This window comes from Halorubrum sp. Atlit-8R, from assembly GCF_003666025.1.
GTDB lineage: Archaea > Halobacteriota > Halobacteria > Halobacteriales > Haloferacaceae > Halorubrum > Halorubrum salinarum.
Genome location: NZ_QPLV01000001.1, coordinates 292078 through 304823 on the forward strand (window position 1 = coordinate 292078; position 12746 = coordinate 304823).

Sequence of the window (12746 nt, forward strand, 5' to 3'; positions counted from 1 at the left end):
CGGAATTCCGTGCCCGACGAACGCGATCGATGGATCCCCGACGACGAGTGGGGGACGGTCGTCGCGAACGTCCCGCTCGTCTCGGTCGACCTCGTGATCGACCACGACGGCGGCGTGCTTCTCGGGAAACGCGAGAACGAGCCCGCGAAAGGCGAGTGGTTCGTGCCCGGTGGAACGGTATTCAAAAACGAGCCCCGTACTGATGCTGTTCACCGCGTGGCCAACGAGGAGCTTGGTGAATCCGTCATGATAGACGACTGTCTCGGCACCTACGAACACTTCTACGAGACGGCTGATGTCGACGGCGTCGACTCGAAACACTACCTCGCGACCGCCTATCGCTGTCACTTCGAACGAGACGATCCAAAGATCGTCGGTGACGACCAACACAGCCATTTCAAAGTCTTCCGGCCGCCGTTCGAGAATCTCCATCCGTACGTCGAACGATATCTCGACGATCGCTAACCTGACTCCAACTCCCCCACTCAGTCGCTATTTGTCTCCCCCACAACTCCATCCTCGAACTCTCCCTCCAACCGCACCTCCGTCTCCTCCCGATCCTCCGGATACCCGACGTCGATACGCCACCCGTCGAGTGGGGTCGCGTCGATCGTCTGCCCGCACTGGATCAACAGGTCGATCGCGTCCAAGATCTCGCACACCCCACGCCTAGGCGACTCGACGGGGTGACAGGCGTGGAAGAACGCGAGGGTAAACGTGGAAGAGCCAGTCATCACCAGATTCGACGGCGGGTCGTCGGGCTTCTCGACCACGTCGGTGATTTCGCCGTACTGATTCGATTCACACACCGTACCGCGTCGCCTCCTCCCACGACACCTCCTCGACGAGGAACGCGGCATCCGCTTGGTCCTCGCGCTGGCGCCGCACCATGTTTTGGAAGTTCGCGTCAAAGAGGATATCGCCAAGGATCGGCATGACGTCGTCGATGTGTTCCTCGACCATGAGGAGGGTGGGGCAGCCGCTGCTGCTCGTGCTGGTGAACGGTATCGCTGTACAAGGTCGAATCAATCGGGTCGTGGGTAGGAGCAACTCAGTGGAACTCATGATTATCGGTTCTGAGTAAGCTGACAACCAGCATTAAATATCAACAGTCTATTGCTAATCCGATGGACTCAGATTCCGTATCGGCGGTGGCAATAAACGTCGGGTCACAAACGGGTGAGCCGCTGGGCAGAGGGCCGATTTTCAGTGATGGTTCATTTCAGTACGTACCGATCACTGAGAAGTACGACGAGGCCGTCGACTGGCCGACCTATGCTGATCTTGGGTACACGAATCTCACCAGTGGTAGCTCAGGAGAGTTAGTAACCCATTTTGATCCCGAATTTCCAGAACTCCCTGGTGGCGAACACTACACGTTTGCTGATCCCGGCCGAACGAAAACCCGCCACTTAGCAAAACTCTCAGAGGGCGACTACGTCTTCCTTTACGGCACGCTGGATTTTGTCGGGAGTCGACGGCAGCAATACTGGATTACCGACGGCTGGGGTGGCTACGTATTTGGACATTTTCAGCTTCAGCGGGATCCAATATCTATCCAAGAGTACCGAGAGTTATCTGAAGCCGAGCAAGCGCCGTTCTCGAATAATGCTCACCTCCGCCGTCCAGAGCAGGATTCCAATCTCGTGATGCTGCTTGGAGATCCGGAGAACTCAAAATTGTATGAAACGGCTGTGCCGCTCACACTTCCTGAGGGGTCGTTAGGCGCAGATGAAAAACGAAGTGCGTTCTTTGATTCAGACGAAGTTGACATCAACATGGTGTGGTATCGTGGACCAATTCAGCTGACCGCAGCAAAGCGCGACGAATTGCTCACGGCTCACCAAACGGGGAATGCTCGTCACCTCTACGGGCCATCGCTGTCAGCAGCGCCCGGATTCGAGGATTTTGAGGCGGAGCTGCGGCCCCCCTCGTCATTTTCTGCGTTCCGTGAATTTATCCAAACCCAAGATCTCCATCGTGAGCAGGAGCTGCTAGCAGCATTTTCGTATATTTCTGGCGGGTGGACAATCGAGGTTCCCAAGGCCTTGGTGACTGAAGACGGGTTGGACATTCAGGCCCTGTCAGAGCTCTCTACAACAGATGGCGTCCATGAGGCCCTAACTGATGTTTTCACCCGAGTCCATGCCTCAAGCGACTGGCCCCACGGCCACCGTCGTAATGTGCCACGAAACGCAGGAAAACGACGAGACGACAACGAGCAACTTGGGCCGTATGAGGCGGAAATTCTGATTGAGTCTGTGGAGACCTTCAAAACAGATGTTGCGTCCTCATTTATGAACTTCTTAGATGGGTTGGATCGCGACGAACCGTTTGTCGATGGACTTGAAAAACTGAAACGCGTGTACTCTTTCCAGCGACTCGCAGCATTCGACTTGCTTGAATTAATTGTCCAGGTGTTAAACTACGAGTGGTTGGCTCCGGATCAACTTCGATACGAATACGTCAACTCAAATGGGCCAATCAGCGGCTTAGAACACGTATTCGGAGACGATGTCCGAACTCTAGGGGTGCGAGAGCAGACGCACTATCTCACCCGCCTTGTTGCGTATGCGGTTGAAGAACGTGAAATGTCACTTGCGGATGCTATTTTTGCGGTTGAGTCAGCTCTTTGTAACTGCCAAAAAGCGAATGGTGGGGCTGCGTAGCTCATCTTCTGTGATCTTATCCGGTTCCGAGTTGCCATCTTTGTGCTTGTGAGACCGTACAGAGATAATTGCCCCTCGTAACGCTGGAATCAAGTCAGATGACGCGAATCTGGCGCATACAGAATATGGACTCCTCTGGGACACTCCAAACGCTCTATACGGCAACTGTTGAGCAAAATGATGGTGCCTACCAAATTACAATCCCAGAACGAGAAATCACGAACGGCACACTTGCTGAAGACGGGACGTACCGTATTGCGCTGATTTCGACGGCGGTGTCGGGTACTGACACCGCAGTACCTGATTCTACCCATTCTGTTGCCCACGATGAACAACAAGAGGACGACGACGGCCCACCTGTTACGGAAGGCGAACATCGAGACGTTGAAATCGAGCACCTCGGTGACCAGGGTGATGGAATCGCGAAGGTCGAACACGGCTACGTCGTGATCGTTCCTGACACAACGGTTGGCGACCGCGCCACCGTCGAGATCCAACAGGTGCGTGAAAACGTCGCGTTTGCGGAGGTTGTAGACCGCCACCCGCGTAGCGCATTGTAGCACCGCCAGCTCGCGAACCGATGCGCGGCCAGCCAGAAAGCTTTCACACGGGCACGCGAGATAGCATCTGTGTCGCTGGCCATCACTCACTTCGCAGTCGGAGGCATCTGTACGGCGCTCGTTGCGCTGTATCTCTTGCCGCCGACACGGTACGCACGCACCCTTGTCCTCCTTGGCGGTGGCTGGGGCATGCTGCCGGACGTCCACTGGGTGGCGCCAGTATACGCCCCCGAACTCAAAGCCCTCCACTCTTCCGTGTTCACCAACATCTTCTGGTTTCACCAGACGCTCGACGTCGTCGATCCCACTGACTCATACACGGCGGCGGCGCTCGCGCTCGGTGCGTTCATCCTCATCGTGAGCCTTGGCGACCACTGGACCTACCGGACCGCTGAGCGCACCACCGCCACAACTGATCCCGGTCCGCTCACGACAGTCCGCTCGCTTGACACGCTTGTCGGGACTGCTGGCGTCCTGGCGCTCACGTGCGGGGTCGGGATCCTCGCTGTCGGGAGCCTCCACCCTGGTGTCGACGAGCTCCGAGGATTGTATCTTGGCGTGGGAACAGCCCTCGCGAGTACCGGGGGATTCGTCCTCGGCGGCCACCTCACGCTCGCCCCGTGGGTGACGAATCGCCTCTCAGCGACGGTGACGCGTGTCCTTGCCGGTGTGGGGAGTGTTGTGCTCGTGGTTGGTGGCGGGACACTCGCCGCCAGCCCCCTTCGATACGGCCTGACGGCACACTCAGTCGTTGTGGCTAGCGTCGGCGCGCTACTGCTCGTGTTGGCTGTTGTGTGTGCGCAACTCCGGCTTCAGAGTTAGCCAGTCACTAGCCGATCTCTCTCAGCTCTGATTGTCTTCCCGTGTGTATGAGGCCCCCATCACGTGGTCGAATCTGTATTCCTACCCGAGCGCCCCCGTATGCCGCGCTGTAACATTGTTTTCGTCACTATCTGAAACCGCGTAGAGCCCTGCTTCGGTGCTGACATACAGCGTGCCATCCTCATACGCCACGTCGTAGAACACGTAGTTGGTCCGCGATTGCCACTCGATGGCTCCCGTCTCTGTGTCGAGGATGGCCCCGCGTTCTCCATAGTCATATTCCACAAGTGCGGCGTCATCAGCAATCGTCAGATCAGGGAACTCCGCCGGAAGCGTCTGATCCCACGCAACCGAGCCATCCGTGCGGTCACGGGCAGACACGCCGCCCTCGCCGGCCAGAATCACGTGGTCGTCGGCGACTTGTAGTTCAGCGGAGTCGCGGGCGGCGGTGCGCCAGTTTTGCTCGCCAGTGGGCTCAATCGCGGTCACCCATTCGGTTGTGCCCGCATCACTGGTGGCGAAGATTGTCCCGTTGTCGATCTGAACAGACCGAACGTACGAGTAACTCGACTGGTTGCCAGCCGGTTGTTGGGACCACGCAACCGCACCGGTATTGACGTTGTACGCCGTGATAGTGCCGGATTCGGACAGGATAAGCCGCCCGTCAACGATGCCCTCCACCTCTGGATAATCATCACGGGTGAGCTGCCAGCGGACAGCCCCGGTGGTAGCGTCACGGACAACGATGTTGCTAACGGAGCCCGTCTCCGTGCTGACGATGCGTTCCGTGGCAACCGTGTCGCTCCCAGCGACGAGTGTCGACGGATTTGAGCTGTTGTCCGCATCCACATCCCACCGCACAGCACCAGTCGTTTTGTTCAACGCGGCGATCGACTGGTCATCCGCCACGTAGACCGTATCCTCTGTGATCTGTGCCTCGACGTACTCAGCTGTCGTCCACGACCAGTCGATCACACCAGAGTCCTGCGTGATCCGTGCGACACCCTGGCCAACGGCGTAGACGGCGTCCCCCTGGACGTGTGTGTCGCCCGCATAGAAGGGGGTAGTGACAGCCCACTGTGTCGACCCGTCAGCAGGATCGAGCGACCGGACCGTTGAGTCGCTCTCGTTCTCATCGTCTGACTGTTCTTCGCCGTCGAGCACGTACAGTGACTCACCAGCCCTGGCTCCTATCTCCCCGCCGCTGTCGCGCTGCCAGTCAAACGTGAGGCTCTCATCAACAGACACAATCGGAATGCTCTCGCGGTCGACAGCCGGCGAAGCGTTCGGTGCGTTCACCCGGACTGCGACTTCGTACTCTCCGGGCTCGGTAATCAGCCGATTCTGTGCCCGACCATCGCTCTCAAACTGTCCGTCACCATCGAGATCCCACTCATACGTGACTGCTTCTCGGTCGATGCTATCCGGTGTATCCACGGACGCCTCTGAACTGAGCACGCGATTCCCTAGTTGGGTCCGGACGTACACTCGTGGGTCGAGGCCCGGATTCACCGCAATCGTCTCGTTGACGACGGTCGTGGCGCCAGCAGTATCGGTGACCTGGAGACTAACGGGTATTACCTCCCCGCCATCGGCGTTGAACGTCACGTTCGGCCCGGAGTAGGTCCGTCCCTCGACCTCCCAGCTGTACTCACTGATCTCACTGTCGGGGTCAGTTGCGTCAGCTTCGACGGTCACGTCCTCGTTCGCATCAACGCTATCGGGGGCAACGATGGTGACGTCTGGCGGCGCGTTCACGCGGAGTGTTCGGTTTGTGGCTGTCGTGGCGCCATCGTCATCAGTGACTGCGGCGGTAACGCTCCAGTTCCCACTCTCGTTGAACCGCACGGTTGCGGTTCCAGCGGGCGTTACCGTGCGGGTGACTCCGGTGGATGACGTGACGGTGAGCGTCGTATTGTCGATTGCTCCGTCATCGTCACTCGCATCGATAGCGTATTCGACTTCGTCGCCCGTTTCGACCGGAGTCGTTTCAGGCGAGACACGCGTTAGCCACAGTTCTGGCGGGCGATTCTGAACCGTGACGTTCGTCGTGACGCTCGCTGTTGCGCCATCGTCATCGGTGGCTGTCAGGGTGACCGCGTAGCTTCCATCATCAGTGAACGTCCGATTCACATTGGCACCCGCCGCGTCAGGCGCAGCTTCAATTGTCCACTCGTAGGCGACAACGGTGCCGTCTGGGTCGTTACTCTGTGAGCCGGTGAGTGTCACCGGTTCGTTCGAGAGCACTGGGTCAGACACGTTCACGCGCGGGTTGGGTGGCCTGTTCACGTCGACAGTCACGTTCGTGCGAGCTGTCGCCCCATCATCGTCAGTCACCCGTACCGTGACAGACTGATTGCCTGGCTCGCTGAACGCTCTAGTGACTTGCTCGCCAGTGAAGTCGTAAGTGCCGTCGTTGGTGATGTCCCAGGCGACAGTGGCGATCGCACCATCGACGTCAGTGCTCTCGCTCGCGTCGAACGTCACCGGTTGCCCAATCGCCGGCGTTGTATCGTTAGCCGTGGCCGTTGCGTTCGGTGGCCGGTTGGTGACGGTCACGTTCCGCGTGAGCGAGCGATCGGTCCCGTCGTTGTCCGTGACAGTCAGCTCGATGGAGTAGGTTCCATCGTCAGCGAACTCAACGCTTGTCGTGGACCCGGTTGCCTCGCTGGTTCCATCGGTATCCAGATCCCACTCGTACGACTCTATCGTTCCGTCGGGGTCGACACTGGAGTCAGCCACCAGATCAATCGATTCAGCGGTCGGCACTGGGGCAGATGTGGTGAACGCCGGGGTGGGCGGGGCGTTCACGTCGAACGTGAGCGTCGTCTTGTTGCGGGCCCCGTCGTCGTCAATCACGGTCAGTGTCGCCGTCTGCTCACCGTAGTCGTCGTACGTTGCGGTTGGTTCCGAGGCGTTAGATTCGACGTGGCCGTTAGCGTCCAGATCCCAGCGTGTCTCAACAACCTCGCCGTCAGCATCGGTGCTGTCCGCCGCGCTGAACGCCACGGGATCACCAACGACAGGGGTAGCTGTCGTCACAACCCCGTTCGGAATCGGCGGCCGATTGGTGATCGCAACAGTCGTCGTCGCGGTGTCCACAGCTCCCTGGTTATCAGTCACACGGAGCGTAACCGAGTAGTTGCCATCGTCAGCGAACGTGCGGGTTACCGAGACATTGCTCGCGTCAGCCGCATCCGCAATGCTCCAGTCATACGCGATGATGTCGCCGTCTGGGTCTGTGCTGTCAGCGGCGGTGAATGTGACATTGTCACCGGTGAACGCCGGCGCTGTCGTTTCGAGACTGGCCGTTGGCGGCGCGTTCACGTCGACAGTGACCGTCGTCTCGTTTGTTCCACCATCATCATCGGTTGCTCGCACTGTAACGGGCTGTTCGCCCGGCGTGTCGAATGTGGTCTCAATTGTGCGCCCCGAACGTTCGTACGTACTGTCCCCGTCAAGATCCCACTCGTACCGTTCGATGTTCCCATCCGGGTCCACGCTGTTGCCGGCTTTGAACACGACGGGGGCGTTGACAGCGGGTGTCGACTCATTAGTTGTCGCGTCCACGACCGGTGGGCGGTTGGTGACAGTCACGTTCGTCGAAACGGTGTCTGTCGCGCCCACCCCGTCCGTGGTGGTGAGCGTGACCATGTACGTCCCGTCATCAGGGAAGCGGACCGTCGCGTTCGACCCGTCTGTGGTGCGGGTTCCGCTGTTTGGTACCGTCCAGTCATAGGTCGCGATTGTTCCATCGGGGTCCACGCTGGCGCCGCCGGAGAGCCTGATTGGCTCGTCGGTGAGTGCTGGGCCAGTTGAGCTGATCGCCGCTTGTGGCGGCGCGTTAATGGACACTGTCGTCTGGTTCGTTGCAGACGCTCCAAACGCGTCGGTCAACCGAAGGGTGACAGTTCGGCTTCCAGGCTCTGTGTATGTGGTAGTCAGTGTGGCGTTTGTGGTCGTCTGCTCGTATGCGCCATCGCCGTCAATGTCCCACTCGTACTTGACAACAGCCTCGCTTGGTGCCCGGTTATTCGAGGGAGCAATCGTGACTTTTTCTCCCGTGGTTGCGTTCGTCGGCGTGCCAGCAATCGGCGGCACGTATGGAGTCCGGTCAATCAGCCGAAGGCTATCGAGCACGACGGTTCCGTTACCCCTCACCTCAACTTCAAGTTGGGAGTCATCTGTGAGGTTTCCGGGGAGATCAGCAGTGACCGTCTGATTGCGTTCTTCCGTGAACGTGATTGACGAGAGGGGGTAGCGGTCGCCGTCACGGGTGCTGACGTACAGGTCTAACAGTAGCTCTCCATCGATCTCGTCCACAAGCGCGTTGTACGCGACGATGGCGTCACCAACGTCCGAGCCGTCTGGCACGGTGTATGACTGGTTCGAGCCACCAGAGAGCGAGTTCCCATCGTCATCTTCGTCGTCATCACCGTTACCCCCTCCACCGAGAGGCTCTGACCGGTCTCCTGGGAGGCTATTGAAGGGTACTGGACCGGTCCATTCGCCAACATTCCCAACGGAGTCAACGCCGCGTGCCCGGAGCTCAAAGGCACCAACTGCGTCTAGCTGAACCGCAGTTGTCTCTGATGAGTCAAGGGTCGTCCAGTCGGTCCACGCAGCGTCATCATCAGTGCGGTACTGGAGTTGGACAGACGAAAGCGGCTCATCTGCGGTTGGAGTGACGATCGCGCCGGTTTCATCGGCTGTCGCCGACACATTAACGATTGGCGCGTGGTTGTCGCGACGCACGCTGACTGACCGGGTAGCGATATTACCAGCCGCGTCGCGTACGTTGACAGTCACGTCGGTCCCATCTGTCGCCACATCAACGTCCACGCTCAGGCGGCCGTTCTCTGTCGGCGTCCATTCGGACCACGCCTTGCCATCGACCTGAACACGATACTCCAAGTCACTGGGGGACGTTTCAGCATCGTCTGCGGACCAGGCTAAGCTGACTGTCTGCGCTGCGACAACCCGGCGTTCAACCCGTTCACCGTCAACGAGTGTTGGCCGCTTCAGCGGAAGTGATTCAGCGTCAATATCCGGCGGCGTGGTATCTGGCGGGAAGTACCTGACGGTCTCGCTTGCCCAGGGACCGGTTTCGTTTGTGAGATTTGTAGCCCGCGCACGGACCTCAATCTCGCCTTCGATGGGCACTTGTAGCCGGCCAAAGCCATCAAGATCGTCACCGGTAACCCGCCGCCAGTCAGTCCAGTTTGCGTCACCGACTTGGCGGTACTCAACCTCAACAGACTCGATTCGTCTCTCGGGCAGTACCTTGACGTACACGTCATCGGTTGTGGGGTCGTCCGCAAGTGGCGCTGCGACGCGCGTAGTCGGCGCGCCAGCCGTAACGACCACATCAGCGTTCCGGACGGTGGTCCGCCCGACGCCATCGCGCACCTGAAGCTGGACCCGGGTGAGTCCATCACCGTAGGTCTGCTCGGGCGAAATCCGCCCGTTTTCGGGGAGCGTCGTCCACGCAGACCAGCCGTCGCCGGCTTCGCCGCCGGTGAACCCCTCGCCATCATCAACCCGGAACCGGTACTCAATGTCTGTCGTAGCCGTTTTGGCATCCCACACGTCCCAGATGAGATCGATGTCACCGTTGTCCGTCGGGTACACCGCATCACCGTCTCTCAGCGTCACCGGGTCAGGGCCTTCAACAAGCGTGGCATCCGGACGTTGGATATCCGGACCGGCACGCTCTGCAACGGCCACGTCGACAGTGCCACCAGTACCGCTTGCGCTCAGTTTCAGCGGGCCAAGACTGTCGCCGGCACGTACAACGAGGTACGTGGTGGCTGCCGGATCTTCAATACTCGCAGAGAGCGTCTCGGTGTCAGCCACTGACAGTTCTCGCCCGGTGGTGAGCCGGGGAGTGTCGGGACGCTCAGTAACAAGGGCCGTCTCGAAGGCGGCTGCGTTTGCGCCTGTCACATCGATGTTGAGTTCATCAGCAGTCGTCCCATTGGGCGCAGCATCGAGTTCAAACACAACGTAGTCGTCTGCGTGGTCCATTGTATCGTACACCTGTGCGTTACCGAAGGCGGTCCAGCCATGGGTTGGCATGGACGTGTCCCGCGGCAGCGATTCATCAGGCGCACCATAGAGCCGATCTGTGGTCTCTTCGTAGTCGAGTTTCACCAAGAGACGAAGTGACTCGACATCGGAGCGAATCTGTTGGTATGCCTGTGGGTCTTCGATGCCAGCGGCGTTGCTGACCACGTCGGCATGGACGTCCTGGAGATACGTTGGCAAGAGAAGGTACGTCTCTTGGAGTAGTGTTTCGCGCTCTCTGAGGAGCTGCTCCACCTCAGCAGCGTTTCCACGCTGTTTTGCCTGCTTGTAAGCTATTGAGTTCCGTTCGAGCTTCGCAAGATTCTCCCGTAGATTATCGTAGGAGTCAGTCCCGGGATCGACGTGAATCGCGATTGCCTGTTTTTGAATCCCTGGGCCAAGTGAGCCCGCAAATTGGTCTGATTTCAGCGCAATGTCAATGGCCGTGAGTGCGGTGCCGATACCACTGAACCCGGTGGCTGATTTGAGTGCACCATCCGCATACGAGATTGCTTGATCAATCGCCGCGTCCTCCACCTCCGATTTGAGGTTAACACGGAGTTCTTCGCGAATGACTGCGGCCGCGTCATCGGCGTCTTCGCGTGCGTCGACCTTCCAGTAGGATGCGTTGAGTGCCTGGGTGTGGTACGTGTTGTACGCAGTTGCGGGGAAATCAACCCGTGGGTCGGTAATGAGACTGGCGTCAACTGCCTCAGTGGTACCCTCTGTCTGAACGTAAACCCCTCGAGCCGCCTCAACAAGCGCAAATAACGAAAGTTGCTCAGTTTGGCTCCTGTAGACGTATCCAGCGGACGTGTTTTCTACGAATGTAACGCGCGTCGAGATTGTCTCCCAGCCACCAGTCGTCTCGTTGTAGCGTAAGAAGGAGACGTTCTGTGCCGGCCGGTCACTGTCGTGTGGGACCGTAAATAGGAACGATGCCTCCGCAATTGCGGCATCGGGGGTCGCCGGGTGGGAGACGTTGACGTACGTCCGGACAGACGCGTCCGGTGGGGCCGGTCGGTCGCCGGGCGCTGTAGCAGTTGACTCCGAACTGTCGACGACGGAGACGGTTGTGTTAATATTCTCGACGCTATCCGCGTATGAGATCGTCGTTGAACGGACGCTGACATCGTCTTGGGTTGCGCTGTCGAGGCCAGTGAGATTGAGCGTAACCGACTCACCGGCGGCGACCGACCCAGTCGCTTGCGCAACATCCCCATCGGTTCCAGAATCAACGGTGTCATTATCAGAGCCGTCTGTACCGTCAGTCGGGGTGTCGTCGTCTTGATCTCCATCAGAACCATCGCCTGAATCCCCATTTTCACCGGAACCGTCGCCCGGGTCTTCACTGTCGTCTGACCCGTCGCCTGGGCTCCCATCCGTGTCTGTGGCAACGGCGTTGATAGTGATCGCCTCGAGCGATTCAAGTTCAGTCTCGTTCGAGGAATCGATCTCAACTGAGACATTTGCCGATTCGCCGACACCGATAGTGACGCCGTCAGCGTCGGTGCCATCGAGTCGACGCTCGGTTTCCCCCTGTCCCGCAAACAGCGACAGTCCATCTACGGTGTCATCTACGGATACTGACACAGGGGCCGACCCACGATTTGTGACAACGAATACATTGGCAGCATACGTTGTTGCGTCCGGGTTCAACCCGTCAGCAAGCGTGTTGGTCCCATCAAAATTCAGTTGAAGTGTCCCGTCAGACTGTTCAGCGTACACGCCGTTGGGGCCTGTCGAGGGCTCCAACGAGAGATACGCCGCATCATCTTCTGCGACAGCAACCGACACTGTTCGGTCGGCTGTCACACTGGAGAACGCTCCAGTCATTGGAATTCCAGCTGTCAAAACAGAGACTGCGAGTAGTACAACAGCGACGCGACGCCACCGGGTCATTGTCGATCACACAGAGTGTCGACTCCGTCTCTCATTGCTCTTTTACACACATAATATAAGGATAGTAATGACCAAGTTGAAACATTGAAACTACCGCCTGAGTAGGTTCAATGAGTGCCTGAAAATGGCTGTACCATCGATATTCGCGGTCGTGGGGACTAAGGTAGCTGGCCTCCCGAGCGCAGCCGCACCGGTGTTGCCACCCAGGAGAAGACGCGTGGAAGATGCTGCTTGGAACTAGAGGGCCGTGCTCGGCCTGAAATCACATTCATTGCTGAATTATCTGGTGAAAGTATACTGAGTCGTCCTGGTGCTGATGGAAATCCAGTCAATACCCGGCCTAGCAGCAGCATCTGCTGAGTTGAAACCTTGTTGTTAGTCCACTGCTGGCCAGCTATCTCTCTCGTTGACATCGTCTCTGGGTTACGTTCGAGCGAAATTTTTTGGCAAGGTCGCGAGAAGTGGCCGTATGGCTCGGCTGGGGACACAATCGACAAGCGCTGACCGGCAGTTCGCGTTCGCATGGGTGGGGATGGGTGTTATTATGTCGGTCGCTGTTGCGACCATTGAGTTTCTTCCGCTTCCCTTGGAGGCAGTCTACGTGTTTGCTGCTGGTGTCATGCTCCGCGAGGCGCTCGGCTTGGCGTATTGGCTTGTCCAGCAGTGACCGATCGGAGCTAGATACACCATCCTGACTGACTAACGGGTGGCCGTCGAGTTCACTGAC

6 protein-coding genes and 1 pseudogene are annotated in these 12746 nt (G+C 58.5%); 5 read left to right on the plus strand and 2 right to left on the minus strand.

Annotated elements, in window-relative coordinates; translation table 11 throughout:
- Window positions 1-9: 9 nt before the first annotated feature.
- A complete protein-coding gene (locus DVK05_RS01385) occupies window positions 10-465 on the plus strand; it encodes a GDP-mannose mannosyl hydrolase (protein ID WP_121561656.1) in 456 nt (151 codons plus the stop codon).
- A gap of 20 nt (window positions 466-485) precedes the next feature.
- Here the strand turns inward: DVK05_RS01385 and DVK05_RS01390 are convergent.
- Window positions 486-1000 (minus strand): annotated as a pseudogene (locus DVK05_RS01390) (sugar phosphate nucleotidyltransferase); the annotation flags it as partial.
- A gap of 127 nt (window positions 1001-1127) precedes the next feature.
- Here DVK05_RS01390 and DVK05_RS16720 point away from each other — a divergent pair.
- The 3 genes from DVK05_RS16720 (at window position 1128) to DVK05_RS01400 (ending at window position 4051) form a co-directional block, all read left to right on the plus strand.
- Entirely contained in the window at window positions 1128-2669 is a 1542-nt protein-coding gene (locus tag DVK05_RS16720) for a hypothetical protein (protein WP_147437688.1), read from the plus strand.
- Window positions 2670-2794: 125 nt separating this feature from the next.
- Window positions 2795-3229, plus strand: a complete 435-nt coding sequence (locus DVK05_RS01395; RefSeq protein WP_121562434.1) for a TRAM domain-containing protein — start codon at window positions 2795-2797, stop codon at window positions 3227-3229.
- 69 nt (window positions 3230-3298) lie between these two features.
- Window positions 3299-4051: a hypothetical protein gene (locus DVK05_RS01400; RefSeq protein WP_121561657.1), complete on the plus strand. Its 753-nt coding sequence runs from the start codon at window positions 3299-3301 to the stop codon at window positions 4049-4051.
- A gap of 81 nt (window positions 4052-4132) precedes the next feature.
- On the opposite strand, the gene DVK05_RS01405 is transcribed toward DVK05_RS01400, so the two are convergent.
- Window positions 4133-11953, minus strand: coding sequence for a PKD domain-containing protein (locus DVK05_RS01405; protein ID WP_158598844.1), 7821 nt, complete (start codon window positions 11951-11953; stop codon window positions 4133-4135).
- Between the two features lie 535 nt (window positions 11954-12488).
- On the opposite strand from DVK05_RS01405, the gene DVK05_RS01410 reads away from it, so the two are divergent.
- Window positions 12489-12686, plus strand: a complete 198-nt coding sequence (locus tag DVK05_RS01410; protein WP_121561659.1) for a hypothetical protein — start codon at window positions 12489-12491, stop codon at window positions 12684-12686.
- Window positions 12687-12746 lie beyond the last annotated feature (60 nt).